The organism is Pandoraea oxalativorans (assembly GCF_000972785.3).
In the GTDB taxonomy this organism is placed as follows: domain Bacteria; phylum Pseudomonadota; class Gammaproteobacteria; order Burkholderiales; family Burkholderiaceae; genus Pandoraea; species Pandoraea oxalativorans.
Genome location: NZ_CP011253.3, coordinates 4751682 through 4776583, shown reverse-complemented (window position 1 = coordinate 4776583; position 24902 = coordinate 4751682). Strand labels below are relative to the sequence as shown.

Sequence of the window (24902 nt, the reverse complement as noted above, 5' to 3'; positions counted from 1 at the left end):
CCGCCGGACATTGCACCGGCAGGGTTCCCACAAGACCGTCCGGCATCTCTGCCGACGGGCCCCGAAGCGGTTGACAAGCCATTGTAACGGAACGCTCGTCGCTGAAGAAAGAATGGAATACAAGAGCTGGATGTGCCTCATTTGCGGCTGGATTTACGACGAAGAGGCAGGATTGCCCGACGAGGGCATTGCGCCCGGTACGCGCTGGGAAGACGTGCCGATCAACTGGACCTGCCCGGAGTGCGGCGCCCGTAAGGAAGACTTCGAGATGGTGCAGATCTGAGGCCGCACGGCCAGGAGATGGCCCATGGTGATGTCTGAATCGTCCGCATTGTCCGGATCGTCTGGATCGTCCGGATCGTCCGAAGTGCCGCAATCGTCAACCGATTCCGTCGTCCCTGCTGCAGCGAACGCCGCGCGTGATGCACGGGATGCGCCGTTGTGGCGCCTGCCGGAAGTCGCAGAAGCGCTGACTGAAGCGTCCGATGCCTGGTCCAACGGCCCGGCGGCGGCGCTCGGCCCGCTAAGGCGCGCGAATCGGCTGCTTCAGACGAGCGGTCACGCCGACTGGGCGTTGCATGGCGAGCGCCTTGTGAAGGCGATCGCCGAAGCCGCCTATGGCGAGCCGGGCAGTCAGGACGCGCAACGCAATGCGCTGCGGCAGTTCGAGCGCGATATCTGGCAGGCGGGGGCTGTGACGCCACCTGCGGCGTCGTCGTCGCCGACATCTTCTCCGTCTTCTGCATCCCCGAGTCCCGACGGTTGGCCTGGCGCACCTACGCCGGGCGAGCTTCGTATGGCGGGATGGGCGATCGCTCAGCCGCGTCTGCATGGACTGCCCGCAGGCACGGCTCCGTTGCGCGCAGATGTCGAGCGCGTGCTCCTGCGTCTGCTGCGCCCGGACGCCGACACCCTCGACACCACGGCGGCGCTGGGGCAACTGGCCGATCTCGCGGCGGATCTGCACCGCGCCGGAGCGACCGCGCCGCTCGACTACTGGCGTCTGGCGGCAGCCTGGCTGCGCTTTGCCCGTGCGCCGCTGTCGCTGGCCGACAAGCGGCAGATCGGGCGCATGAACATGGCGCTGCGCAAGCAACTGACGCGTCCGGCCGTACCGGCCGAGGGCGGTGCAGCCGACACCTCGGCAGCCCCGGCACCGGCATCGGCTGCGAGCGGAGCCAAGGCGGCGTCGGAATTCGTCCCCGGGCACGATTTGCTCGAAGCGCTGGCGACCTGGCATGCCGAAGCACCGGATAGCTGGCTCGGCACGCTGCTGGCCGATTTCGGCGTATTGCGCCGTCCCGGCCATCTGCCCGAGCCATTGGCCGACGCTGCGCAGGCCGGCCAGAAGCAGGGGGCGGGCGCGAGTTCGCGTGACTGGCTGCGCATCGGACCGCTGGCGGTCAGGCAAGACGTCTGTCAGACGTTCCTGAGTCTGGCGGATGAGGCGCTTCCGAATCTGAACGATCCTGCGGTGGCCGCGCAAGTGGCGCAGTATTCTGCGGCCATCGGGCTTGCCCCGGTGGCGCGGCTGGCGGCCGCAGTGGCCGCTACGGGCGAACGGCTGGCCGCATCGCCCCCGGCGGAACCGGGAGGACCGGCGGCATTGGCCATGACGGTCAAGGCGCTGCGCGGCATGCTGCATCAATTCGCGGCGGACACCTATCCCGAGTCGCGTCCCGACCTGATCGCCGAGATGGCCCTGTGGCGTGAGCGTGCGCTTGACGCCAGCGTGTTCGGGCAGCGGCTAGTCACCGGGCGTGACGTTCCGTGATACAGTCGGCCCAAAGGCTGCCGCTGGCGGCCGATGGCCGTATCACGATGCGGAAATAGTTCGTCCGCTGACCGGCCGCGGCAAGTGACGCGGGGCCCCTTAGGGGTGTCAGCGTCGGCGCTGCGGGGCGCGAAACCGCAAATTCGCGAAATCGCGAAATCGCCGTACCGGGCGGCAGTCCGTCAAACAGGTTCCGATAAATTTTGGCCCTATGCCGAACGACCGTATCAACCTTACGAATCAGTTCCTCATCGCCATGCCGGGCATGGCCGATCCCACGTTTTCCGGAACCGTCGTCTATCTGTGCGAGCACAGTGAAAAGGGCGCGATCGGGCTGGTGATCAACCGTCCGACCGACATCGATCTCGCGTCGCTTTTCGAACGGCTCGATCTCAAGCTGGAAATCGATCCCCTTGCGCATCAACCGGTCTTCTTCGGCGGCCCGGTGCAGACCGAGCGCGGCTTTGTGCTGCACGACGCCACGGGCACGCCGTACAGTTCGTCGCTGTCGGTGCCGGGCGGTCTGGAGATGACCACCTCCAAGGACGTGCTCGAAGCCGTCGCCAACGGCCAGGGACCGAACCGCTTTCTGCTCACGCTGGGCCATTCGGGCTGGAGTGCCGGGCAACTGGAAGACGAAATCAGCCGTAACGGCTGGCTGACGGTGGCGGCCGATCCGGGCATCGTGTTCGATGTGCCGCCGGCCGAGCGTTTCGACGCTGCGCTGGCGCTGCTTGGCGTCACGTCGTCGATGCTTTCCGCCGACGCGGGTCACGCATGACCGCTGGCAAGACGGCGGGCAGTTCGACGGTGCTGGGTTTCGATTACGGCGAGCGCCGTATCGGCGTTGCGATCGGTAATCTGATGCTGCGCGAGGCGCGCGCCCTCACGGTCGTCGCCAATCTGAATCGCGACGTTCGCTTCGCCGAAATGGGCAAACTCATCGCCGAGTGGCAACCCGAGCTGATCGTCGTAGGCCTGCCGTGCCATCCGGACGGCACGCCGCACGAGATGACCCAGCAGGCCAAGCGCTTCGGCAATCAACTCAACGGGCGGTTCGACGTGCCTGTCGTCTGGGTCGACGAGCGCTATTCGTCCGTGGCCGCTGCGGCGGCGCTGGCCCAAGCGGGCATCAAGGTCTCGCAAAAGACGTCGCTCGACGCCGAAGCCGCCCGCATCATCCTCCAGCAGTACTTCGACGAGCATGTGCCTGCCTGACATCCCCACGCCTCACGCGACGCAGACCACCGCGGCTGCGTCGGTCATTCACGGCACGGTCACGGAACGCGCCCATGGCTAACGGCATGCTCGGTCGTCGCGGCCATCCCCAACTCACCCGCAATGGCGAACTGAAGCATCTGCTGACGGTCGAGGGGTTGCCGCGTGCTGTGCTCATGCACATTCTCGACACGGCGACGCAGTTCGTGAGCGTGAACGATGCCGACGTCAAGAAGGTGCCGCTGCTGAGCGGCAAATCCGTCTTCAATCTGTTCTTCGAGAACTCGACGCGTACGCGCACGACGTTTGAAATCGCGGCAGCGCGCCTGTCCGCAGATGTGCTGAATCTGAATATCAATGCGTCGTCGACGAGCAAGGGCGAGACGCTGCTCGACACCATCGGCAACCTGTCGGCGATGCATGCGGACCTGTTCGTCGTGCGTCACGCGCAATCGGGTGCGCCGTATCTGATTGCCGAACATTGCGCGCCGCACGTCCACGTGATCAACGCAGGTGACGGACGCCACGCGCACCCGACGCAGGGCTTGCTCGATATGTACACGATTCGCCATCACAAGGGCGAATTCCAGAATCTGACGGTGGCGATCGTGGGGGACATTCTGCACTCGCGCGTCGCCCGCTCCGACATTCACGCACTGACGACGCTCGGCGTGCCCGAAGTGCGCGCCATCGGCCCGCGCACGCTGCTGCCGACGGGCCTTGAGCAACTCGGGGTGCGCGTGTTTCACGACATGGACGAAGGGTTGCGAGACGTCGACGTCATCATCATGTTGCGGTTGCAGAACGAACGCATGAACGGCGCGTTGTTGCCGTCGGCGTCCGAGTACTTCAAGTATTACGGACTGACGCCGGCGCGTCTGGCGCTCGCGAAGCCCGATGCGATCGTGATGCATCCCGGACCGATGAACCGAGGCGTGGAGATCGACTCCGCAGTGGCAGACGGCCCGCAGTCGGTCATCCTCGAACAAGTCTCGTTCGGCATCGCCGTGCGGATGGCGGTGATGAGTATCGTCGCCCAGAACAACGGAAATAACGGGTAAGCGCGCCATGAAACTGCATCTGAAGGGTGGCCGCGTGATCGATCCTGCAACGCGTCTCGACCGCGTGCAGGACGTCTTTATCGCCGACGGCGAACTGCTGACGCTCGATGCATCGCCGGCCGACTTCACGGCCGAGCGCACCGTCGACGCGAAAGGGCTGGTCGTCGTGCCGGGCCTCGTCGATCTGTCCGCGCGGCGGATGACGGCGTCGAGCGAAGCGACGGCGGCGCTTGCCGGTGGCGTGACGCGCGTGGTGTGCCCGCCCGACACCGATCCCGTACTCGACGAGCCGGATCTCGTGGAGATGCTGCAATTGCGCGCCCGCGCAACGCATCTCGCGCAGGTTCATCCGCTGGGCGCGCTGACGGTCGGCCTCGCGGGCCGCGAACTCACCGAAATGGCGCAACTGACGCAAGCCGGATGCATCGGGCTATCGCAAGCGAACGCCGCAATGGCCGATAACCGCACGCTGCTGCGCGCGCTGCAATACGCCGGTACGTTCGGGCTGACGGTCTGGCTGCGGCCGCAGGATGCGGCACTCGCGGCGGGTGGCGTGGCCGCGAGCGGTGCGGTGGCGTCGCGTCTCGGGTTGGTCGGCATTCCGGTCGCGGCCGAGACCATCGCGCTGCATACCATTCTCGAACTCGTCCGCGTGACCGGTACGCGCGTGCACCTGTGCCGCCTGTCGTCGGCGGCTGGCCTGGCGCTTGTGCGCGCGGCGAAAGCCGAAGGATTGCCGGTGACGTGCGACGTCGCCGCGCACCATCTCCATCTCACGGACATGGACATCGGGTACTTTGACGCGCAATACCGGCTCGATCCGCCGCTGCGTTCGCAACGTGATCGCGAAGCCGTGCGCGAAGCTACCCGAGACGGTACGATTGACGCTGTTTGCTCGGACCATACGCCGCTTGCGCCCGACGCCCGACTCGTCCCGTTCGCTGAAGCCGAGCCAGGGGCAACGGGCCTCGAACTGCTCCTGTCGCTGGTGTTGAAGTGGGCCGACGAGTCGCGCGTGCCGCTCGTCGACGCGCTCGCCCGGGTGACGCACGGTCCCGGCCAGCGATTGGCGGCGGTGGCGCCGGGGGCTGGCCGTTTGTCGCCGGGCCACGCGGCGGACGTTTGCGTGTTTGCGCCGTCGACGTACTGGACCGTGTCCGCGCCGCAGTTGCGCAGCGCCGGTCATAACACCCCGTTTCTGGGATACGAACTCCCGGGCCAGGTACGGCTCACGCTGGTCGGTGGCCACGTGGCGTACGAAGCCCCTTGCGTCTAGGATGCGATTGCCGTGCTGTTGATCAAAAAACTTCGTCTTGGCCTGCATCTCGCGCGCGGCATGTTGACTGCGGCGACGCTGTTTCCGTTTCTGTCGCAGGCGCAGAAGGATCGTCGCATCCGTGCATGGTCGCAGAAGCTGCTGAAATTGTGCGGCATGCGTCTGGAAGTGGAGCAGCACGCGCCGGTGCCGGAAGGGGGCGTGATGCTGTTGTGCAATCACGTGTCGTGGATCGACATCTTTGCCCTCAATGCGTGGCAACCGGTGCGTTTCGTCGCCAAGGCGGAGATTCGTCACTGGCCGCTCGTCGGCTGGTTGTGCGTGCAGACGCGTACGATCTTCCTGCAACGCGAGCGCCGTGCCGATGCGCGCCGAATCATGCATTACCTGGCCGATTGTCTGCGCGACGGCGACGTCATCACCGTCTTCCCTGAAGGCACGACGACGGACGGCCGCAGCCTGCTGCCGTTCCATGCGAATTTGTTGCAAGCACCGGTCACGACGGGTAAGCCGGTCCAGCCGCTGTGTCTGTTCTACACGGACGCGGCAAGCGGACGCCACACGATGGCTCCGGCCTATATCGGCGAGACGAGCCTGATCGAATCCATCGACATGATTTTGCGTGCGCCGCCGATGACGGTGCGACTGTCGATCGGCGCACCGCAATATCCGCAAGATGGCGAGCATCGCCGCGAGTTCACGTTGGGCGCGCAGCAGGCCGTGGGCGCTGCATTGCAGGGCTTCCTGCCCGAAGCCGTGTTGCCGGAAAGCGGCTCGGTCGGTTCGCGTGCGTCGGGACTGGGTGACGACGAGAGCGATGCCGTGCAGGCGGTTCAGGCCTGATTTGGCCGAACGGAATGAAAAACGGCGCCTGCGGGGCGCCGTTTTCGTTTGATGCTGAGGGGGACGTGTCGGACGTTCGCTGCGTCGATCACTCGCCTTTGCGTTTGGTCCCTTTGTCTGTCTTGTCGGCCTTCTCCAGTTTGCGCGCGGCCTTTTCGACCTTACTGAACTTATCGAACTTATCGAGCTTCTCGGCTTTCGCCGCCTTCAGTGCGTCCTCTGCCTTGTCGGCCGTCTTCATCTTGCTGCGCTTCTTGTCTGCGAAGGCAAGCGGGTCGCGAATCTGCGGGCAGTCGATCTGAATCAGCTCGCGCCCGGCGGGCGCGTCGGCGAGTTTCACCGCCGTGAGCTTGCCGCCCCAGACGCAGCCTGTGTCCAGACCGAGGATGTTGTCGCGCATCACCAGCCCGAGCGCCGACCAATGCCCGAAGACCATCGTGACGTCTGCCGTGCGACGGCCCGGGGCGTCGAACCACGGCTTGAGCGTTTCGGTCGAGGCGTCGGCACCTTCCTTGATCTTGAAGTCGATCCGTCCGTCGGCTGAGCAAAAGCGCATCCGCGTGAGCGCGTTGATCGTGAGTCGTCGGCGGTCTTCGTCGCTCAGGTCCGGCTGCCACTGGTCGGGCTGATTGCCGAACATGCGCGAGAGGAATGTCTTCCAGTCGTCGCTGCGCAGTTGCGTCTCGACATCGCGCGCGAGCGAGACGACCTGCTCGGCGTCCCACTGCGGCAGCACACCGGCGTGCACCATCAGATGCCCGTGGGCGAGATGGGCCAGCGGCTGACGGCGCACCCAGTCGATGAGCGCGTCACGGTCGGGCGCGTTGAGAATGTCGTCGAGGGTGTCGCTGCCATGCGCCTGACGCACGCCTGCGGCCACGGCCAGCAAATGCAGATCGTGATTGCCGAGTATGGCGGTGACACGATCGCCCAATGCAATGACCTGACGCAGGGTATCGAGCGAGCGCGGGCCGCGATTGATCAGATCGCCGGCCAGCCAGAGATCCGCGTCCTGCGGGAGGCGCTCGAGTAGTTGTTCAAACGACGTTTGGCAACCTTGGAGGTCGCCGATGGCATAGATGTCACGCATCGCAATGGTGGCGCTGTCTTGTCTTGTTGTCCCGATCAGGGGGCTTCCGTGTGCCGCGGCCGCGCACCTTGTCAGGTGCGTCGCCCCCCGTGGTCATTCATTTCTTGTAGATCAGCCAGCGCGGCACTTTGAAGCGGACGATGCTCAGGTACAGCCACACATACGTCACCATGAAGGCGACGCAGCACAGTGCGAGCACCACGCTATGCCGCCAGAAGACCGTCGCCGGGATCACTGCCAGCAAGCATAGCAGCCAAAGGTACGGAGAGGTCAAGGAATTGCGCTGTGTGAGCGCACTCGCCGTGCGTGCCCCGGCCGCCCAGCGCATCAGTCGTTTGTAGACCAGCATGTGCAGATGGACGCCGTCGGGGATGCCGGGCGACATGCCGCGCACGAAGCGCTTGCGATAGATCGAGAAGCAAACTTCGAAGGCCGGGTAGATCACCATCAGCGCGGGATACCACGGCGAGACCTGCGGGTTGCGCATGACCAGCAGCACGGCAATCTCGGCCAGCATGAAGCCAAGGAAATAGGCCCCGCCATCCCCCAGAAAAATCAGTCCGCCGGGGAAGTTGAAGATGAAGAAACCCAGGATGGCGCCCACCATGATCATCGACGTGGTAAGCACGATGGGGTCCTGCACCTGAAACCCGACATAGCCGAGCGACGCGAACATGATCATTGCGACCATGGCGGCGAGTCCGTTGAAGCCGTCGATGATGTTCACGGCATTGGCCATGCCTGCCACGCACAGCACGGTGAGCGGCACCGACACGGCGGCCACGATCAGGGCGCGGTCGACCACGCCGATGTCGACGCGGGTGATGTGAATGTCGAGCACGAGCCACGCGAGCAGCGCCGCGAACATCGTGCAGACGAGGCGTACCGTCGGCGATACCTTCTTGGTCAGATCTTCGATGAAGCCGGACAGGAACGCAGGCAGGCCGCAGGCGACGAGCAGCAGAATGTCGCGCGACACTTTGGGGTAGGAAAAGCCGAGCGCCGTGGCCGCGACGAGCAGGCCGGCGAGAATGCCGACACCGCCGATGCGTGGCACCGGACGCACGTGAAACTTCTGCACGCCGGCGACATCGCTATCGCCGGAGAAGCGGGAGTGAACGTGCGCGTAGCGAACGATCAGCAGCGTCGCGACGAACGACACGACGAGGGCGATGGCAAGACTCAGCATGATACGGGAAGGGATCCGAGAATCCGAAAATACTCTGCAATGACGATATGTTCGTCGAATTCGCGCGCTACTTTAGCACGCCCGGCGTCACCCATTTGCGCGAGCGCGGCCGAGGATGTCCCGGCCACCGTGCGCAGACAGGCGGTCAATGCGGCGGCGTCGCGCGCAGGCACGAGATGCCCGGTGACGCCGTTATCGATCACATCGCGGCAGCCCGGCACGTCGCTAGCGATGAGCGGCCGGCCCATCGCACTAGCTTCGAGCAACGTGCGCGAGAGGCCTTCGCGGTACGACGGCAGCACCACGCAGTGGGCGTTCGCGATGAAGGGTCTCACGTCGCTGGTCGTGCCGAGGTACTCGACGACGCCTTCGCGTTGCCAGGCCTCGACTTCGCTGCGAGTGATGGCCGTGGGGTTCTCGACGTCTGCGGCGCCCAACATCTGAAACGCGATATGTGGCATTTGCGCACGCAATGTTCGCGCGGCTTCCACGTACTCCAGTACGCCTTTGTCGCGCAGCAGTCGCGCGATGAGCAGGAACCGCATCGGCGACGGCGCCGTGTCCTTCGCGGTGTCCGACGCGGGCCACGGGGCTTGGGCGAAATGGGTGAGGTCGACACCTTCGCCCGGGAGCAGACGTGTCTTGGCGAGGGCCACGAGTCCTCCATCTACAAAGGCACGATGGTCTTCGACGTTGAGAAACCAGTTCTCTACCGTGTGACGGAACGCCACACGGTAGAGCTGCCGCGCCAGTCGCGTCGTCAGCGATTCACGAATGAAGACATAGCCCAGGCCGGTCGTCATCGACACGGCAGGGATGCGTGCGAAGTGCGCGGCGATGGAACCGTAGATATTCGGCTTGATGGTGTAGTGAAAGACGACGGCGGGCCGCACCTCCCGGTACAGCCGATAGAGCCGCCACATCAACCCGAGGTCTTGCACCGGGTTCTGACCTTTGGCCGCCATCGGCACGCAGTGGACGATGCAACCCATTTCGGCGAGCCGAGCGGCGAATTCGTCGTTGGGCGCGGCGACGTGCACCGGGTGGCCCGCGGCTAGCAAAGCGGCGATGGGGCCACGCCGGAAGTTGTAGATCGACCAGAAGGTGTTGGAGCAGAGCAGGACTGGAGATGCTATTGATGTTGCCATGACGAAATCAGTTGCCCGCGCGTGGCATGGCGCGCAGGTGCGAGTAAATGTCGAGCCATCGCGTCACGATGGCGTCGAGCGAGAAGTGCGTGACGATGCGCTCGCGGTTGGCCGTGCCGATAGCCTGACGTGTTTCGGGACTGACGCGCAGTTGGCGAAGCAGGGCGTCGCCGAGGGCCTGCGCATCGCCGACGGGCACCAGCATGTTGTGTGCGCCATCGTGTTGGGCATCGCCCAGCAGTTCGCGAACCCCGCCGCAGTCCGTCGACACGATGGGCAGGCCGCTCGCCATCGCTTCGCCGACCACCAGCGGCAGCCCCTCCCACGCGGACGACATGGCATACACGTCGGCCGCTTGCATCCACTGTGCGATGTCGTTGCGACGGCCGAGCAACGTCACGGCGTGCGCGAGGCCGAGGGCGTCCACGTGCGCCTGCACAGACGCACGCAACGGGCCTTCGCCCGCGACGAACAGTCGCGCTCGCGGCAGGGCGTTTGCGACGTGCGCGAAGGCGTCGATCAGCGTTGGATAGTCCTTCGCTTCGACCATCCGTCCGGCGGCGAAAACGACCAGGGCGTCAGCGTCCGGCAATACGTCGGACGCATCGCGCCAGGCCGCGCGTGCCTGCGCGTCCGGATGGTAGCGCCCGGTGTCGATACCATTGGGCATGGTGACGATGCGCGTGGCGGGCGCGGCCCGTTGCGCGACGAATGCGGCGACAGCGTCGTCGCTCACATTGGTCGTCAGATCCGTCCATCGATCGGTGAATTGATACGCGAGCATGCGCGCGCGGCCGCCTTCGTTGCGGCTGTGGGCGCTCGTCACCAGCACCGGCACGGGCGCAAACCATCGTGCGACACGTGCCATCAGGTTGGCGTGGACCATGTGGGCGTGCACGACATCCGGTCGCCAAGTCCTCAGATACGCCGCAAACCGGGCCAGCGCCCCGATCAGCGACCCCGGCGATTTGCCCGCTTTCAGTTCGACGAGCGTGAACTGCGGCGACGTCAGTAGCGCAATGGCGCATGGGCCCGTCAGCGAGACGAGCGTGACGTCGTGGCCGCGTGCGAGAAACCCCCGCGCGAGATCGGCGACCTGCGTTTCCGCGCCGCCGAGTTGCAGCCCCGTGACGAACAAAACGATCTTCATCGCGTGGCCTCCGTGGCGGGGAGATTGTTCGGCACATCGTCCGTCCATAGCGCTTCCCAGCGCTCGGCAATGGCATCCGCACGGAAGTCCTGCGCGTGCGCGTAGCCGGCCAACCCGAATTGACGGCGCAGCGCGGCGTCGCCGATCAGTCGACGCAGTGCATCGGCCAATGCCGGAATATCGCCGTCGTCCACGACGAGGCTGTCGACGCCGTCGTGCAGCAGGGCGCGCGGTCCGGCGTCGGCCGCGAAGGCGACGACCGGTAGCGCATACGCCTTGGCTTCGAGCAGCACCAGTCCGAAACTCTCGCGTCGCGACGGCAGGCAGTAGATCGACGCGCGTGCGTAGTGTTGCGCGATGTCGGACACGGCGGGCAGCAGCCGGACGGTGTCGCCAACGCCGGCGTCGCGCGCCTTCGCGAGCAGCGCCTCACGCAATTCGCCATCGCCGACGATATGCACCTGCCAGCCCGGCGCGTCGGCGGCGATGCTCGTCCACGCATCGATCAGTCGATCGAAGCCCTTATCGGCGATGAGACGGCCCACGGCAAGAATGCACCGCTCGTCGCCGTGTGCAGGCGGCGTGCCGGGCATCGTGATGCCGAGCGGATTGGCCACCGTGACGAATTGCGCATGCGCGTCGGGATGATGCGTCTGCCAGGCGCTGCGGTCCGCATCCGTGAGCACGACGACCGCGTCGTAGCGACGCGCGGCCAGCGCACGGGCCCATCGACGTGCGCGACGGCCGAGGTCGCTCGCATACGTGCTGTGCTCCCACGCGATGCGCCGTAGCGGCAGGCCCAGCGTTGCGGGCACGGTGAAGAGCGCGAGCATCGGGTCGACGTCGATCATCACCTCGATGCCATGCTCGCGAACATAGCGCCGCACCTGCCGAACGATGGACACATAGTGACGTTTGAACGCCCGGCGTGCAGCGAATAGCGCGTGATGCGCGACACCGGGGGCGAGCGGGAAGACGGGGGTGTGACCCCACAGCGACAGCACGTGGACGCGATGGCCGCGCGCGGCAAGGGCGTTGGCCAGCGTCGCTGTGGCGCGTTCGGCGCCGGCGAAGGCGGCGAGCGTGCCCGTGAACAGGCAGATCGTGCGTGCGCAGAGCAAAGGATTCATGACATTGGAGCCGGAAGTCGTCATCGTCTCAATCCCGCCGAAGCAGCCACACGCCGAGCATCAGCGCGGCAGCGTAGCCCGCGCCATAACCCAGCGCCCCGGCCAGTGCACCGAGCTGCGGTGCCAGACTCCGCACGACGACGAATGCCACGACGCCCGCGCACAGCCATTTCGCGATCACCCAGCGGCCAGCGCCGCGACGCACGAGCGTGAGGTTCAGGGCGGCGTCGGCGAACACGAGAATCCCCATGAGCGCCGAGACGCGCAGGATCTGCGCCGATTCCGCGAACCCTGCGCCGTATATCAGATGCACGATCCACGGCGCGAGCACGGCGATCGGTATCGCCAGACTGGCACCCGCGGCGACCATGAGCCAGACGGCGCGGACCGTGTTGCGTCGCGCCGTCAGGTTGTCCATCGTCTGAAAAATCAATTGCGGTGCGAGGGAGTTTGCAATGATCGGTGCGACGAGCACAAAGTTCTCCGTGACCTGCATGGCGGCTGCGTAAGCGCCCAGTTCCGAGAGCGGAATGATCGGCTTGAGTACGAGCTGGTCGATGCGCTTGAACAGGATCATCAGCATCAGCCCGCCCCAGAACGTCGATCCGCTTGCGAGCAGATCGAGCAGCAGGCGGCGGCGCCAGACGACTGCTGTCTTCGGCGAATGCCGCAGGTAGTAGCGCACGAGCAGTGCGGCGGCCACGACCGCCTCGACGGCGTAGACGACAGCGAAAGCCGCCACGTTCGCATGGGTGACGAACAGCACCGCGACCAGCGCAAGCTTCACGAACAACGCGCAGAGGTTGGCCGTCACACTGGGCCGGTTGAAGGTGCGGGCTTGCAGCCAGGCGATCACGATGCCCGACGGCTCGCGGAACCACAACGCCACCCCGAGCCAGAGCGCCACGACGACCAGATCCGATTCCGCAAAGCCGACGACATAGATCGTGAGGATCGTATAGGCGACGGCGGCCGCCGCCAGCCGCAGCACGAAGGCATGCGCAATGACCGTGCGCTGTTCGTCTTCCGGCTTGCCGACCAGTCGGGGCACCACGACCTCGCTGCCGCACAGCAGCGTCAGCGACGCGGCGAGAAACACGAGCGATTGCGCGTACTGAAACAGGCCGAACTGGGCCGCGCCGAGACTGCGCGCGAGCAGGCCCGAGACGGCAATGCCGCCGGCGATCTGTGCACCGCGCTCGGTGAGCATCCAGAGGATGTTGCGAAAGATGGTCCGATAGGTTCGGTAGGGCATGGGGCGCTCGCGCGTCTCACTCGTTATCGAGATAAGCAAAACCGGCCTTGTGAGGCCGGTGCGGTGAACCGAAACTGGGACTGTCGGCGCTCGCCTGCCGGCGGGGCTACGGTCGGTAAGGCGAAAGTAGGCGCTGGCTGACAAGGGTTTTGGGAAATGCCGCAGTGCGGCGAAGTCCCGTATAATTTTAGCGTAATGCAGCCGCTCCCGGCCGGGCTTCCCGCCGGGATTTGCGTTTGTGATGCTAGCGGCTCCGATAGCTCTTTTTGGGCGCTTGACGGCGATTTTCGCCGACTGCTCAGCTTTCTCCCCCTCGTTTCCGAGAGACTCTTTCCCATGACGCAAACCACGCAAGTTTCGCCTGCGATTTTCAAGGCTTACGACATTCGCGGCATCGTCGGCAAGACGCTGGATGCCAATGTCGCGCACCTGATCGGACGCGCTTTCGGCACGGCGCTGCGTCGCGAAGGTGGCAACGCGGTCGTCGTCGGCCGTGACGGCCGCCTGTCCGGCCCCGAACTGGTCGGCGCACTGTCCGACGGCCTGCGCGCCGCTGGCGTCGATGTGGTCGATATCGGCGTCGTCGTCACCCCGATGGTGTACTTCGCCACGAACGTGACGCTGCACGGCCGCGTCGTCGACTCCGGCATCATGGTCACAGGCAGCCACAACCCGCCCGACTACAACGGTTTCAAGATGGTGCTGCGCGGTCGCGCGATCTACGGCGACGCGATTCAGGGTCTCGCCAAGCTGATCGAGGCGCAGGACTTCGAAACGGGGCAGGGCACCTACACTGCCGACGAAATCGGCGAGTCGTATCGCGCGCGTATCGTCAACGACGTGCATCTGGCGCGTCCGATGAAGATCGCCGTGGACTGCGGCAACGGTGTGGCGGGCGCGCACGCCCCGGCGCTGTTCCAGGCGCTCGGCTGCGATGTCGTCGAACTGTTCTGCGACGTCGACGGCACGTTCCCGAACCACCACCCGGACCCGGCGCATCCCGAAAACCTTCAGGACCTGATCCACACGCTGCAAACGACCGATGCCGAAATCGGTCTGGCGTTCGACGGCGATGGTGACCGTCTCGGCGTGGTGACCAAGGACGGCCAGATCATCTATCCGGACCGTCAACTGATGCTCTTCGCCGCCGAAGTGCTGAGCCGTAATCCGGGCGAGAAGATCATTTACGACGTGAAGTGCACGCGTAATCTCGCGAGCTGGGTGCGCAAGCACGGCGGCGAGCCGTTGATGTGGAAGACGGGCCACTCGCTGGTCAAGGCCAAGCTGAAGGAAACGGGTGCACCGCTCGCTGGCGAAATGAGCGGCCACGTGTTCTTCAAGGACCGCTGGTACGGTTTCGACGACGGTCTGTACACCGGTGCGCGTCTGCTCGAAATCCTCTCGAAGTCGGCCGACCCGAGCGCTGTGCTCAACGCGTTGCCCAACTCGATCTCGACGCCGGAGCTGCAAATTCCGCTGGCCGAGGGCGAGAACTTCGCGCTGATCGACAAGCTGCGCGAGACCGCCAGGTTCGACGGTGCGCAGGACATCGTCAAGATCGACGGCGTGCGCGTCGAGTACCCGGACGGGTTCGGTCTTGCGCGTTCGTCGAACACCACGCCGGTCGTGGTGCTGCGCTTCGAAGCCGACAGCGACGCCGCCATCCAGCGTATTCAGGACGATTTCCGCCGCGCGATTCTGGCCGTCAAGCCCGACGCCAAGCTGCCGTTCTGAAGCCGCAGGGCCGCCATGAGCCTGCGCTTCACGGCCGCCTGAATGGTCACCTAAGCCTGACCTGAGGGTCACCGGGCCGTCGTTGGACGATGGCCCGGAATGGCCTTGTAAGGCGGTTGTCGCGTAGTTCATGGCCGGGCGAGGGCGTCAATCATGATTGGCGGGCCGGGACGGGGTAAAATCGCGGTTTTGCTCACGAGGCCCGGCCGAACCGCCGGGGCGTTCGGTTGCAGGTTCTGATCGTCAAAGTCTCGTCGCTCGGCGACGTCGTCCATAACATGCCCGTGGTGCAGGACATCCTGCGCCAGTATCCCGACGCCCAGATCGACTGGGTCGTGGAAGAGGGATTCGTCGACCTCGTCAAACTCGTGCGCGGTGTGCGCCGGGTCATTCCGTTTGCCTTGCGCCGTTGGCGCAAGAAGCCGTTCGCGGCACGCACCTGGCAGGAGATCGGTGCGTTTCGTCGCGCGTTGCGTGAAACCCCTTACGACTACGTCATCGACACGCAGGGTCTGGTCAAGACCGGCTGGATCGCACGCACCGCACGTGGTGCGGTCTGGGGACTGGGCAACCGCACGGAAGGGGCCAGCTACGAATGGCCGGTGCGCTATCTGTATCGGCACATGGTGCGCATCGAGCCGCACACGCACGTGGTGACGCGTTCGCGCCTGCTGGTGGCCGAGGCGATGGGCTTCAAGCTGCCGGGCGAGATCGACTTCGGCATCGCCACCGAGCGGGCCGATCACAGTCAGTGCCCGGAGCGACCGTACGCGGTGTTCGTCCATGCGACTTCGCGAGACGACAAGACCTGGCCGGAAGACGACTGGGTCGCACTGGGTCGCGATCTCGCTTCGCAGGGATTGCTCATCGTGTTGCCGTGGGGCAGCGCTGCCGAGCGTGAGGTGTCGTTGCGTCTGGCCGCTGCGCTGGGCGAGCACGCCTGGGTGCCGCCGAAGATGAACCTGTCGCAGGTCGTCGGCCTGATCGATCGCGGGGCGATCACCGTTGGCGTTGACACTGGGCTGGTACATATCGCCGCAGCGCTGAATCGTCCGACCATCGAGCTATACAATTTCAGCACCGCGTGGCGCACCGGCGGGTTCTGGTCGCCGCGCATCGTCAATCTCGGCGACGCCGAACACAAGCCGACGCTCGTGCAGGTGCGCGACGCCGTGCAGGCGCTGGCACCGGCGCTGACCTCGCCGCCGATGTCGTCGCCTGCCGGGGTGCCGAGTGGCACTGCCGCGTCTGAGGAGGACTGAATCGCATGAATCAAAACACCCAAGCTAACGACGCCAGCGAATCGGGCGAGCGCAGCCAGATCGTCACCGTCGCCTCGGGCGACTGGCAGGGCGCTCAGTTGCCGGTTGCGCGCGAAACGCTGGTGGCCGACGTCGAAGCCGGCAAGGTGCTGTACTTCCCGCATCTGGCCTTCGCCCTCGACGCCGCCGAGCAAACGTTGCTCGATCCGAAAATCGCCGATCCCAAGCGCAAGAACATCAGCCTCGACCCGAAGACTGGCGTGCTCGTGGGCGTTGCCGCCGACGACGCCACGCAGCGTGCCGTTCACGCACTGGTCAAGCGCTACTACACGCAGGCGTGCAGCCTGATCGACGGGCTGATGCCGGAGTATCGCGGCAAGCTGCGCGCCGCACCGACGAGCCTGCGACTGCATCAGGTCGAGACGCGACAAACCTCGTGGCGCAAGGACGACAGCCGTCTGCACGTCGACGCTTTCCCCTCGCGTCCCAACTACGGCGAGCGCATTCTGCGCGTGTTCACCGATATCAACCCGGCCGGTCAGCCGCGTGTGTGGCGCGTGGGCGAGCCGTTCGAGGACGTCGCGAAACGCTTCCTGCCGAAGGTGCCGACACAGTGGCCGGGCTCGGCGTGGCTGCAAAACGCCGTGGGCATTACCAAGCGCCCGCGCAGCGCCTACGACCACATCATGTTGCATCTGCACGATGGCATGAAGGCCGACATGGGGTATCAGCGCGACGCTGACCAGCAGACCATGCCGTTCCCGCCGGGCAGCGTCTGGATCTGCTTCTCGGATCAGACGTCGCATGCGGTGATGTCCGGCCAGTTCATGATGGAACAGACCTTCTTCCTGCCCGCCGACGCGATGGTGCACCCCGAGTGCTCGCCGCTGGCGGTATTGCAACGTCTTACGCATCGCGCGCTGATCTGAATGTTGCTGCGTCTCGTCTATCGCGCGCTCTGGTGGATCGTCGCTCCGCTGGCGGTGGTTCGTCTGTGGTGGCGCGGCCGGTTCGAGCCGGGCTATCGCCGCCACATCGGTGAGCGTTTCGGCTTCTACAGTACGCCGCCGTACACCGGCCGTCCGCTGATCTGGGTGCATGCGGTCTCTGTCGGGGAGACGCGTGCCGCGCAGCCGCTTATCGACGCGTTGCTGGCGCGCTATCCGTCGCACGGCGTCTTGCTCACGCACATGACGCCGACGGGACGCGCCACGGGCGAAAGCCTGTTCGGCGATCGCGTGGTGCGGTGCTATCTGCCGTACGACATGGTCGGTCCGATCCGGCGCTTCCTGAAGCACTGGCGGCCGAGCGTCGGCATGGTGATGGAGACGGAAGTCTGGCCGAACCTGATCTTCACTTGCCGCGAAGACGGTGTGCCGCTGGTGCTGACCAATGCCCGCATGTCGGCGCGCTCGTTCCGTCGCGCGGCGCGCTTCGGCGACGCGACTAAACCCGTCTACGGCGGATTCAGTCGCGTGCTGGCACAAAGCGACGCCGATGCCGAGCGTCTGCGCATGCTGGGGGCCAGCGACGTCGATGTGATGGGCAACCTCAAGTTCGACATGACGCCGCCGCCTGCGCTGCTGGCGCTGGGCGCACGCTGGCGCGAGCGCTTCGGCGACCGTAAGGTGTGGCTGGCGGCGAGTACGCGCGACGGCGAGGAAGCGCAGGTGCTTCAGGCGCGTGCGATGCTCGCGTCCGCCTCCGACGTGGGACGTCGCTCGCTGCTGGTGCTGGTGCCGCGTCACCCGCAACGTTTCGACGAAGTGGCGGCGATGCTCGAAAAGGTCCGCCTGAATTACGTGCGCCGCAGTGCATGGCCGGACGACGACACGCCGCTGCCAGCCGACGTCGACGTCGTGCTGGGCGATTCGATGGGCGAGATGGCCGCTTACTTCTCGGCCGTCGACGTCGCGTTTATCGGCGGGAGTCTGCTGCCGCTGGGCGGCCAGAATCTGATCGAAGCATGTGCGGCGGGCACGCCCGTGGTGTTCGGGCCTCACATGTTCAACTTCACGCAGGCCAGCGAAAACGCGTTGGCAGCTGGCGCAGCGCGGCGTGTGAGCGATGCCGGTGAGCTGGCGTCGACGCTCGCCGACCTGCTGATCAACGACGACAAGCGGCTGGCGATGCGCACGGCGGCGTTGCTGTTCGCGAAGCAGCATCAGGGGGCGACCGCCCGTACCGTCACCGCACTGGGACGCTGGCTCGATACCGGATTCGTTGCACCGCAGGAGTGAATCGATAAGCCGTTGCAACGCCGACGTCGGAAAGCAAAAAGCCTCGCATGCCAGAACGGTCATGCGAGGCTTTTTGCTTTGATGCAGACGATGTCAGCGACGTAGCGGCGCTGTCGTACCCGGTCGCACACCGCGCGCTGGCAGAGCGGTGCCTGCGTTTGCCGGGGTCGCTTCGCGGGCACCGGCCATGGCGGCGGAGGCGTCCGGATTCTCGGTCAGCAACGCGTTGAGCAATTGCAAGTCCGTATCGACGAGCGTGGCGGCGCTGGCCTTCAACTGGAGGCTGGAGAGCAGCGTGCTGTAGCGCGCCTTGGCGAGATCGCGCCGCGTGGTGAAGAGCTTGTCTTCGGCGTTGAGCACGTCGGCGTTGATACGAATGCCGACCTGGTAGCCGAGCTTGTTCGATGCGACCGACGACTGCGCCGATTGTTCGGCCGCTTCGAGCGCCCTGACCTGCGCCAGTCCGCTCGACACGCCGAGGTACGACGTGCGCGCGCTCAGCACGGCCAGACGTCGTGCATCGTCCAGATCGCTCTGCGCCTTGTCTTCGAGCGCCAGCGTCTGACGCATCTTGCTCTGCACCGAGCCGCCCGAGAAGATCGGGATGCTGACCTGAATGCCGATCTGCCCCGCCGAACTCGGCCCCGTGCCCTGACTCGACGGACTGGACATCGCGGACGACAACAAGCTGTTAGCGTTGCCGACGTTCGAATGCGCACCGGCGGCCACCAGATCGACGGACGGCATATAGCCCGACTTCGCCTTCGACGTTTCGCGTCGCGCGATTTCCAGCGTGAGCGATTGCAATTGCACGCCGTAGTTGGCTTGCTCGGCTTGCGTGACCCAGTCGGCGACGTTGTTCGGTTCGGGCGAGGGCAGTGTCGAACCGGCACGCAGCGTGGCGAGCGAGCCCACGGGATGGCCGACGATGCGCGCGAACGCGGCACGGCGCACGTCGAGCGTGTTCTGTGCGGCGATTTCCTGAGCGGTGGCCTGATCGAAGCTGGCTTGTGCTTCGTTCGAGTCGACGATGGTGGCGTTGCCGACTTCGAAGTTGCGTTTGGCCGACGCAAGCTGTTCCGCGATGGCCTGCTTGTGCGTGCCTGCGAGGGCGAGATCGTCCTGTGCGGCGAGCACATCGAAGTAGGCCGTCGCCACGCGCAGGATCAGATCCTGCTGCGCCTGCGCGAATGCGGCCTCGGCGCTCGCAACCGTCAGCTTGCCCTGCTGGTAGGACTGCCAGCTATCCCAATGGAAGATGGGCTGCGTCAGTGCAAGGCTGTAGCCGCTGCTGCCGAACGTGTTCGAGATGTTGCCGGAGCCGTAGTGCGTGTTGACGGCCCCGTAGCGCGCTGTGACCTGCGGCAAAAGCGCGGCGCGGGCTTGCGGCAGCGCTTCGATGTTCGCGAGGTACGACGAGCGTGCGCTGGCGATGAGCGCGTCGCGGCCCTGGGCTTCGCTGTAGAGCTGGAGCAGGTCGGTCGCGCTCGCGGGTGCTGAGTGACCAATGAGGGCAGCGAGCATCGTCGCGATGGCGAGGACGCTCGCAGAGCGGGCATTGAGGATGCTGCGGGTGTTACGGGGTGGGCGTGCGGACGCACGCTTGTCCGCGCGCAGCCGCGCGGCCAACCTCGGGGGGCGCATGGCCCTGACTCAGTAAGTCGGCATCGACGGATCGACCTGGCGTGCCCAGGCATCGATTCCGCCGTCCAGATTGAACATCTGGGTAAAACCTTGTTGTTCCAGGAACATGGCGGCGCGGGCGCTGCGCATGCCGTGGTGGCAAATGCACACGATGGGCGCATCGGCGTCGAGTTCGCCCTGACGCGCCGGCACGTCGCCCAGCGGCACGTTCTTGCTCTGGGCGATGTGGCAGGTCTGCACTTCCCAGTCCTCACGCACGTCGAGGAGCGTGGGTTGGCTGCGGTCCCCGTCCTCGAGCCACTGGGCCAATTGCGCCGGTGTAATGTTTTGCATGATGTTCTACGTGTGTCGAATCGATGGCGTCCGGCTCTCGTCGAGCCGCCTGGTCGTCCCCAAACGAACAAGCATGGAACCGGTCCGCTCGCGGCTTCAGGGAGCGCCGTTCGCTGTCGAAGGGCGCGTCCCCGGCAGCCGGGCTTTAGAACTTGAAGCTCGACGGTTGCGGGGCGACCAGATAGGCCACCTGCGTCTCGAACAGGTTTTCGCGACGGAACTCGGTCTCGGACATGCGCGTGATGAGCACGGCTTCCATGACCGGGCTGCCGCCCACGAAGGCAGCCAGACGGCCGCCGACCTTCAGCTGGTTCTGGAACGCTTGCGGCAGTTCGGCCAGCGCGCCCGAGATGCAGATCACGTCGTACGGTGCGGCGGCGCTCCAGCCCTGCGCACCGTCGGCGTTGACGACCTCGACGTTGGTCACGCCATTGGCGCGCAGCGTTTGCTGGGCCGACTGCGCGAGGTTCGCGTCGAACTCGACGGTCGTCACGTGATGCGCGTTGTAAGCCAGCAGGGCGGCCATGTAGCCCGAACCCGTGCCGATTTCGAGCACGTTCTCGTTCTTCTTCGGCGCGAGCGCTTGCAGAATGCGCGCTTCGACGCGCGGGAACATCATGTGCTGGCTCTTGTTCGGGATAGCGGCACCCGAGAGCGGCAGTTCGACGTCGGTGAACGCGATGTCGCGCAGTGCCGTCGGCACGAAATCTTCGCGCTTGACGACTTCCAGCAGCTTGAGCACGTCCTGATCGAGCACGTCCCAGGGACGAATTTGCTGCTCGATCATGTTAAAGCGGGCCTGTTCGTAATTCATTTCGATTACTCGTGGGTAGTAGGCAAACACAACCCGGCATTTTACCAGTTCCGGACGGCAGCCATGATGACGTGTGAACTTTTGCCGCAAATCGGCACGCAAGCCGGGCAGATATGACCGGCCCGGGGCTCAGGCGGCTTTGTCCGGCGGTATTGAAAGCGCGGGCGAGTCCGCCCGAACCTCTGTGCCACGCTGGGCGACGCACTGTAAATACGCCCCGCACATCGTGGCCATCTGGTCGGCGATCTGGCGGGAGAGCGTCTCCGAGCAGGCGCCCACGGGCGCGCGGTTCTCCAGAATGGCCTTGATCGGCCCCGACATGGAGTTGAGGAAAACGAAGGCCACCGTCTCCGGATCCTCGAAGCGCGCGTTGTGTGCGGTCTTCAGCATGCCGACGACGGCCGCGTGCATGCGCGCCGAGGCCCCCGCGAACACCTCCCGCCCGTCCAGATCCTCCGAGAGCCGGTACAGCGCCTGCGCCTCTTCGATATCGCGCATCTTCGCGCCGACATAGGCCTTCGCCAATTCCTGCGCCATCGTTTCCAGCGGTTTGCCATGCGACGCATGACACGTCTGCTCGACCGAATCGACGATACGGTCGATGTGACGCTCCAGCACCGCGTAGAGCAGCACCTGCTTGTTCTGGAAGTACTGATAGAGGGTCCCAACGGACACCCCGGCGCGCTCGGCCACCCGGGTGGTGGTCAACTGACGCCCGCCATCGAGCAGCAAAACCTGAAGCGCGGCTTCGAAAATGGCGTCGATGGTGACCCGCGATCGCGCCTGTTGCGGCGATTTACGGGGTGTTGCGGGTGGTTGACCGGCCGGTTTCATATGCGAATAGAAAATCTGAAGGATTCTTCATAAACTCGATGCTAACAAATTTGCGTGCGGCCGGGCGCAGAACAACGGGAATTCGACGGGAGCAGTGATGAAACGGGACGCTATCGAACATACGGTACGCGAGGACGCCGAACGCCATCTGGGAAGAGTGGCGCTGGTGACTGGCGCGACCCGGGGAATCGGATTGGAAGTGGCGCGTGAGTTGGCCGAAGCGGGCATGACGGTGCTGGTCGGCGCACGCGATGAAGCAAAGGGGGACGAAATCGTCGCCCCGCTGCGCAAGGCGGGTTTTCAGGCGGAAACGCTGGTGATCGATCTGCTGCGCCCGGAGACGTTGCACGCGGCGGCCTACCGGATCGGGCGTTATCACGGACGGCTCGACGTGCTGGTCAACAATGCGGGCGTGACCGATCCGCGCGACGACACGCCGGAGAAGGCGTCCATCGAGGCGGTCGAACGGGTCTTCCAGACCAACTTCTTCGGCACCTTGCGCGTCACACAGGCGATGCTGCCGTGGCTGTCGCGCTCGGACGGTGCGCGCATCGTCAACGTGTCGAGCGGCCTCGGCTCGCTTGCGCAGAACAACGATCCGGCGTGGGAGCATGCGGCGTTCCGGCAGATCGGGTTCAACGCATCGAAGGCCGCGCTGAACATGTTGACGGTGCAACTCGCGCACACGTTGCGCGAGACATCGATCACGGTGAACTCCGTCGACCCGGGCGCACCAAGCGATCTCACGGTCGACGCGAGCGGCAGGCGCGGGCGTCAGGGGCTGGCCGAAGGCACGCGCAGCGTGGTGATGCTCGCGCTGGGCGAACGCGGCCCGGTGACCGGTGGTTTCTTCGCGCTGTCGGGCACGCTACCCTGGTGAATGCTGTGGTGAAGGCTGTGGCCAATGCCGAGGGCAAGCAGGTCGGGTAAAATCCGCCCCCATGAATTGCCGACCCCATTGCGCGGCCTGTTGCATCGCGCCTTCCATTTCGACGCCGATTCCCGGGATGCCCGACGGCAAACCGGCGAACACGCGTTGCGTGCAGTTGGATGAGGCGGATCGCTGCCGCATCTTCGGTAGCCCGCAGCGTCCGGCCGTGTGCGGATCGTTGCAGCCTTCGGTGGAGATGTGCGGCGACGATCGCACGCAGGCCATCGCCTGGTTGTCCCATCTCGAAGCGATGACTGCGCCCATGACCGCCTGAGGGCGCCATCGGGTAGTGGCAGCGCCGGACAAACCTCAATTCCTGTCGTATCCGAGTGCTATAGTCGCGCGTGTCGGGCCGAATGCGCCCTGAAGCGGAACGCGAAATGCCGGGTAGCACTCATCCAGATCGTCCCATTCCTCAGCAGTGCGATGCGAGCGCGTCGGTCACTGTCTCGCGCCGTCGCTGGCTGACAATGACCGGTGCGGCTGCGCTGGCTGCAGGCCTCGCAGCATGCGCAGGCTTGCCGTTCGGCAACGATTACACTTTTTCAGAAAGCCAGTTGCAGCGGGCGCTCGAACGCAAGTTTCCGTTCGACCGTCGTGTGCTGGCCGTGCTCGACGTGAATCTCACGCATCCGCGTCTGACGCTGCTGCCTGATCGCAACCGTCTCGCCGTGTCCGTCGATGCCACCGTGACGCACCCGCTGGGTGGCGCGCCGCTCACCGGTACGCTCGCCATCGACAGTGCGCTCGCGTACGATCCGGCCACGCTGTCGGTCGTGCTGCGCGACCCCGAGGTGGAGACGTTCACCATCGACGGTCTGCCCGAGCGCTGGTCGCGTCAGTTGAACGCGGCCGGGGCACTCATCGCGACGCAGTTGCTCCAAGGCGCACCGATCTACACGTTCAAGCCCGAGCAACTCAACATCGGCGGCGCGATGCGTCAGCCGGGGGCGATCACCGTGCTCTCGCACGGCGTGAACGTCAAGTTCGACACGCCCTGACGTCCCACCGATTCCGCGCGAACGCACTCGCCTGAACCTACGAAAACGCTCTTAATCCACGACTCCTCAGGAACTCATTGCATGGACTTGTTGCTGGCGCTCAAAGCCGTCATTCTCGGTGTGGTTGAAGGTCTGACCGAATTTCTGCCGATCTCGTCGACCGGGCACTTGATTCTGGTCGGCAGTCTGCTCGACTTCAATGACGAGAAGGGCAAGATCTTCGACATCGTGATTCAGTTCGGCGCAATTCTGGCGGTGTGCTGGGAGTTTCGCGCAAAGATTGCGCAGGTCGTGTTCGGGCTGGGTAGCGATGCGAAGGCGCGTCGCTTTGCGGTGAACGTGATCGTCGCGTGCGTGCCCGCCATCGTGCTGGGGTTGTTGTTCGGCAAGCATATCAAGGCGGTGCTGTTCAACCCGCTGGTCGTGGCCACCGCGTTCATCGTTGGCGGCGTGATCATTCTGCTGGTCGAGCGCCATAACCGTAGCAATGTCGAAGCGGGCAAGCTGCCGCGCGTGAATTCCATCGACGAGCTGTCGACGCTGGACGCCCTGAAAGTCGGCTTCGCGCAATGCCTCGCGCTGGTGCCGGGCACGTCGCGCTCGGGGGCGACGATCATCGGCGGCATGATGTTCGGGCTGGAGCGTCGTGTGGCGACCGAGTTCTCGTTCTTCCTTGCGATCCCGATTCTGTTTGGCGCCACCATTTACGAACTCTACAAGTCGCGCTCCATGCTGGAAGTCACGGACTTCGGTCTGTTCGGCATCGGCTTCGTGTTTGCGTTCATCAGCGCGTTCATCTGCGTGCGCTGGCTGCTGCGCTACATCGCGTCGCACGATTTCACGGCGTTCGCCTGGTACCGCATCGTGTTCGGTATCGTGGTGCTGGCATCGGCGTACAGCGGACTCGTGGTTTGGGCTGACTGATTGCACGTCGCCGCACGTTGCATGCAAGAAGGGCACCGAAAGGTGCCCTTT

At 65.1% G+C, this 24902-nt stretch carries 24 protein-coding genes and 1 pseudogene; 15 read left to right on the top strand and 10 right to left on the bottom strand.

Annotated elements, in window-relative coordinates; all coding sequences use genetic code 11:
• The first annotated feature begins 112 nt into the window (after positions 1-112).
• From MB84_RS21040 to MB84_RS21010, 7 genes and pseudogenes are all read left to right on the top strand, one after another.
• Positions 113-283, top strand: a complete 171-nt coding sequence (locus tag MB84_RS21040) for a rubredoxin (RefSeq protein WP_006400971.1) — start codon at positions 113-115, stop codon at positions 281-283.
• A 24-nt stretch (positions 284-307) separates the two neighbouring features.
• Positions 308-1774: a hypothetical protein gene (locus tag MB84_RS21035; protein ID WP_046289763.1), complete on the top strand. Its 1467-nt coding sequence runs from the start codon at positions 308-310 to the stop codon at positions 1772-1774.
• A 211-nt stretch (positions 1775-1985) separates the two neighbouring features.
• Positions 1986-2555: a YqgE/AlgH family protein gene (locus MB84_RS21030; protein WP_039393068.1), complete on the top strand. Its 570-nt coding sequence runs from the start codon at positions 1986-1988 to the stop codon at positions 2553-2555.
• Positions 2552-2992, top strand: coding sequence for a Holliday junction resolvase RuvX (gene ruvX / locus MB84_RS21025; protein ID WP_046289762.1), 441 nt, complete (start codon positions 2552-2554; stop codon positions 2990-2992). Before MB84_RS21030 ends, ruvX begins: the two co-directional genes overlap by 4 nt.
• Positions 2993-3090: 98 nt before the next feature.
• Positions 3091-4053 (top strand): annotated as a pseudogene (locus MB84_RS21020) (aspartate carbamoyltransferase catalytic subunit); the annotation flags it as partial.
• Positions 4054-4060: 7 nt separating this feature from the next.
• Positions 4061-5329 carry a dihydroorotase gene (locus MB84_RS21015; protein WP_046289760.1) on the top strand — a complete coding sequence of 423 codons (1269 nt, stop codon included), beginning with the start codon at positions 4061-4063 and terminating at the stop codon, positions 5327-5329.
• Positions 5330-5341: 12 nt separating this feature from the next.
• The gene (locus MB84_RS21010) at positions 5342-6172 is read left to right on the top strand and encodes a lysophospholipid acyltransferase family protein (RefSeq protein ID WP_046289759.1); all 831 of its coding nucleotides are present in this window, start codon (positions 5342-5344) and stop codon (positions 6170-6172) included.
• Between the two features lie 88 nt (positions 6173-6260).
• On the opposite strand, the gene MB84_RS21005 is transcribed toward MB84_RS21010, so the two are convergent.
• The 6 genes from MB84_RS21005 to MB84_RS20980 all read right to left on the bottom strand — a co-directional run bounded on the left by MB84_RS21005 (position 6261) and on the right by MB84_RS20980 (position 13134).
• Positions 6261-7262 (bottom strand): symmetrical bis(5'-nucleosyl)-tetraphosphatase, encoded by a 1002-nt coding sequence (locus MB84_RS21005; RefSeq protein WP_046289758.1) that lies wholly within the window; start codon positions 7260-7262, stop codon positions 6261-6263.
• 97 nt (positions 7263-7359) lie between these two features.
• Positions 7360-8451, bottom strand: a complete 1092-nt coding sequence (locus MB84_RS21000; protein ID WP_046289757.1) for an MraY family glycosyltransferase — start codon at positions 8449-8451, stop codon at positions 7360-7362.
• Positions 8445-9599: a glycosyltransferase family 4 protein gene (locus tag MB84_RS20995; protein ID WP_046289756.1), complete on the bottom strand. Its 1155-nt coding sequence runs from the start codon at positions 9597-9599 to the stop codon at positions 8445-8447. The genes MB84_RS21000 and MB84_RS20995 overlap by 7 nt, the downstream gene beginning before the upstream one ends.
• Before the next feature lie 7 nt (positions 9600-9606).
• Complete coding sequence (locus MB84_RS20990; RefSeq protein ID WP_046289755.1) at positions 9607-10749, bottom strand: glycosyltransferase; 1143 nt, start codon at positions 10747-10749, stop codon at positions 9607-9609.
• The gene (locus MB84_RS20985) at positions 10746-11879 is read right to left on the bottom strand and encodes a glycosyltransferase family 4 protein (RefSeq protein ID WP_046289754.1); all 1134 of its coding nucleotides are present in this window, start codon (positions 11877-11879) and stop codon (positions 10746-10748) included. The genes MB84_RS20990 and MB84_RS20985 overlap by 4 nt, the downstream gene beginning before the upstream one ends.
• Before the next feature lie 28 nt (positions 11880-11907).
• Positions 11908-13134, bottom strand: coding sequence for an oligosaccharide flippase family protein (locus MB84_RS20980; protein ID WP_046289753.1), 1227 nt, complete (start codon positions 13132-13134; stop codon positions 11908-11910).
• 336 nt (positions 13135-13470) lie between these two features.
• Here MB84_RS20980 and MB84_RS20975 point away from each other — a divergent pair, with 336 nt between their 5' ends.
• The 4 genes from MB84_RS20975 (at position 13471) to waaA (ending at position 18370) form a co-directional block, all read left to right on the top strand.
• Positions 13471-14868, top strand: a complete 1398-nt coding sequence (locus MB84_RS20975; protein ID WP_046289752.1) for a phosphomannomutase/phosphoglucomutase — start codon at positions 13471-13473, stop codon at positions 14866-14868.
• Positions 14869-15146: 278 nt separating this feature from the next.
• Positions 15147-16130, top strand: a complete 984-nt coding sequence (waaC, locus tag MB84_RS20970) for a lipopolysaccharide heptosyltransferase I (protein WP_245725585.1) — start codon at positions 15147-15149, stop codon at positions 16128-16130.
• Positions 16131-16135: 5 nt separating this feature from the next.
• Positions 16136-17059: a Kdo hydroxylase KdoO gene (gene kdoO / locus MB84_RS20965; protein ID WP_046289751.1), complete on the top strand. Its 924-nt coding sequence runs from the start codon at positions 16136-16138 to the stop codon at positions 17057-17059.
• Between the two features lie 3 nt (positions 17060-17062).
• Positions 17063-18370, top strand: coding sequence for a lipid IV(A) 3-deoxy-D-manno-octulosonic acid transferase (gene waaA, locus MB84_RS20960; protein WP_046293099.1), 1308 nt, complete (start codon positions 17063-17065; stop codon positions 18368-18370).
• A 93-nt stretch (positions 18371-18463) separates the two neighbouring features.
• Here waaA and MB84_RS20955 read toward each other — a convergent pair whose 3' ends face one another.
• The 4 genes from MB84_RS20955 to MB84_RS20940 form a co-directional block, all read right to left on the bottom strand.
• Entirely contained in the window at positions 18464-20014 is a 1551-nt protein-coding gene (locus MB84_RS20955; protein WP_084009909.1) for a TolC family outer membrane protein, read from the bottom strand.
• A 9-nt stretch (positions 20015-20023) separates the two neighbouring features.
• Positions 20024-20347 carry a rhodanese-like domain-containing protein gene (locus MB84_RS20950; protein WP_046289750.1) on the bottom strand — a complete coding sequence of 108 codons (324 nt, stop codon included), beginning with the start codon at positions 20345-20347 and terminating at the stop codon, positions 20024-20026.
• A gap of 145 nt (positions 20348-20492) precedes the next feature.
• On the bottom strand, positions 20493-21161 hold the full coding sequence (locus tag MB84_RS20945) for a protein-L-isoaspartate O-methyltransferase family protein (protein ID WP_046289749.1): 669 nt from the start codon (positions 21159-21161) through the stop codon (positions 20493-20495).
• A gap of 129 nt (positions 21162-21290) precedes the next feature.
• Complete coding sequence (locus tag MB84_RS20940) at positions 21291-21995, bottom strand: TetR/AcrR family transcriptional regulator (RefSeq protein WP_046289748.1); 705 nt, start codon at positions 21993-21995, stop codon at positions 21291-21293.
• 97 nt (positions 21996-22092) lie between these two features.
• Between MB84_RS20940 and MB84_RS20935 the strand changes: the two genes are divergently transcribed.
• The 4 genes from MB84_RS20935 (at position 22093) to MB84_RS20920 (ending at position 24851) form a co-directional block, all read left to right on the top strand.
• Positions 22093-22875 (top strand): SDR family NAD(P)-dependent oxidoreductase, encoded by a 783-nt coding sequence (locus MB84_RS20935; RefSeq protein WP_046289747.1) that lies wholly within the window; start codon positions 22093-22095, stop codon positions 22873-22875.
• A 61-nt stretch (positions 22876-22936) separates the two neighbouring features.
• On the top strand, positions 22937-23200 hold the full coding sequence (locus MB84_RS20930) for a YkgJ family cysteine cluster protein (protein WP_046289746.1): 264 nt from the start codon (positions 22937-22939) through the stop codon (positions 23198-23200).
• Positions 23201-23306: 106 nt separating this feature from the next.
• Positions 23307-23927 (top strand): DUF1439 domain-containing protein, encoded by a 621-nt coding sequence (locus MB84_RS20925; protein ID WP_084010075.1) that lies wholly within the window; start codon positions 23307-23309, stop codon positions 23925-23927.
• An 81-nt stretch (positions 23928-24008) separates the two neighbouring features.
• Positions 24009-24851 carry an undecaprenyl-diphosphate phosphatase gene (locus MB84_RS20920; RefSeq protein ID WP_046289744.1) on the top strand — a complete coding sequence of 281 codons (843 nt, stop codon included), beginning with the start codon at positions 24009-24011 and terminating at the stop codon, positions 24849-24851.
• Positions 24852-24902 lie beyond the last annotated feature (51 nt).

Coding starts and splice junctions, on each gene's coding strand:
- MB84_RS21040 (WP_006400971.1), top strand. CDS start 113: ATGGAATACAAGAGCTGGATGTGCCTCATTTGCGGCTGGATTTACGAC.
- MB84_RS21035 (WP_046289763.1), top strand. CDS start 308: ATGGTGATGTCTGAATCGTCCGCATTGTCCGGATCGTCTGGATCGTCC.
- MB84_RS21030 (WP_039393068.1), top strand. CDS start 1,986: ATGCCGAACGACCGTATCAACCTTACGAATCAGTTCCTCATCGCCATG.
- ruvX (WP_046289762.1), top strand. CDS start 2,552: ATGACCGCTGGCAAGACGGCGGGCAGTTCGACGGTGCTGGGTTTCGAT.
- MB84_RS21015 (WP_046289760.1), top strand. CDS start 4,061: ATGAAACTGCATCTGAAGGGTGGCCGCGTGATCGATCCTGCAACGCGT.
- MB84_RS21005 (WP_046289758.1), bottom strand. CDS start 7,262: ATGCGTGACATCTATGCCATCGGCGACCTCCAAGGTTGCCAAACGTCG.
- MB84_RS21000 (WP_046289757.1), bottom strand. CDS start 8,451: ATGCTGAGTCTTGCCATCGCCCTCGTCGTGTCGTTCGTCGCGACGCTG.
- MB84_RS20995 (WP_046289756.1), bottom strand. CDS start 9,599: ATGGCAACATCAATAGCATCTCCAGTCCTGCTCTGCTCCAACACCTTC.
- MB84_RS20990 (WP_046289755.1), bottom strand. CDS start 10,749: ATGAAGATCGTTTTGTTCGTCACGGGGCTGCAACTCGGCGGCGCGGAA.
- MB84_RS20985 (WP_046289754.1), bottom strand. CDS start 11,879: ATGAATCCTTTGCTCTGCGCACGCACGATCTGCCTGTTCACGGGCACG.
- MB84_RS20980 (WP_046289753.1), bottom strand. CDS start 13,134: ATGCCCTACCGAACCTATCGGACCATCTTTCGCAACATCCTCTGGATG.
- MB84_RS20975 (WP_046289752.1), top strand. CDS start 13,471: ATGACGCAAACCACGCAAGTTTCGCCTGCGATTTTCAAGGCTTACGAC.
- waaC (WP_245725585.1), top strand. CDS start 15,147: ATGCCCGTGGTGCAGGACATCCTGCGCCAGTATCCCGACGCCCAGATC.
- kdoO (WP_046289751.1), top strand. CDS start 16,136: ATGAATCAAAACACCCAAGCTAACGACGCCAGCGAATCGGGCGAGCGC.
- MB84_RS20955 (WP_084009909.1), bottom strand. CDS start 20,014: ATGCGCCCCCCGAGGTTGGCCGCGCGGCTGCGCGCGGACAAGCGTGCG.
- MB84_RS20950 (WP_046289750.1), bottom strand. CDS start 20,347: ATGCAAAACATTACACCGGCGCAATTGGCCCAGTGGCTCGAGGACGGG.
- MB84_RS20945 (WP_046289749.1), bottom strand. CDS start 21,161: ATGAATTACGAACAGGCCCGCTTTAACATGATCGAGCAGCAAATTCGT.
- MB84_RS20940 (WP_046289748.1), bottom strand. CDS start 21,995: ATGAAACCGGCCGGTCAACCACCCGCAACACCCCGTAAATCGCCGCAA.
- MB84_RS20935 (WP_046289747.1), top strand. CDS start 22,093: ATGAAACGGGACGCTATCGAACATACGGTACGCGAGGACGCCGAACGC.
- MB84_RS20930 (WP_046289746.1), top strand. CDS start 22,937: ATGAATTGCCGACCCCATTGCGCGGCCTGTTGCATCGCGCCTTCCATT.
- MB84_RS20925 (WP_084010075.1), top strand. CDS start 23,307: ATGCCGGGTAGCACTCATCCAGATCGTCCCATTCCTCAGCAGTGCGAT.
- MB84_RS20920 (WP_046289744.1), top strand. CDS start 24,009: ATGGACTTGTTGCTGGCGCTCAAAGCCGTCATTCTCGGTGTGGTTGAA.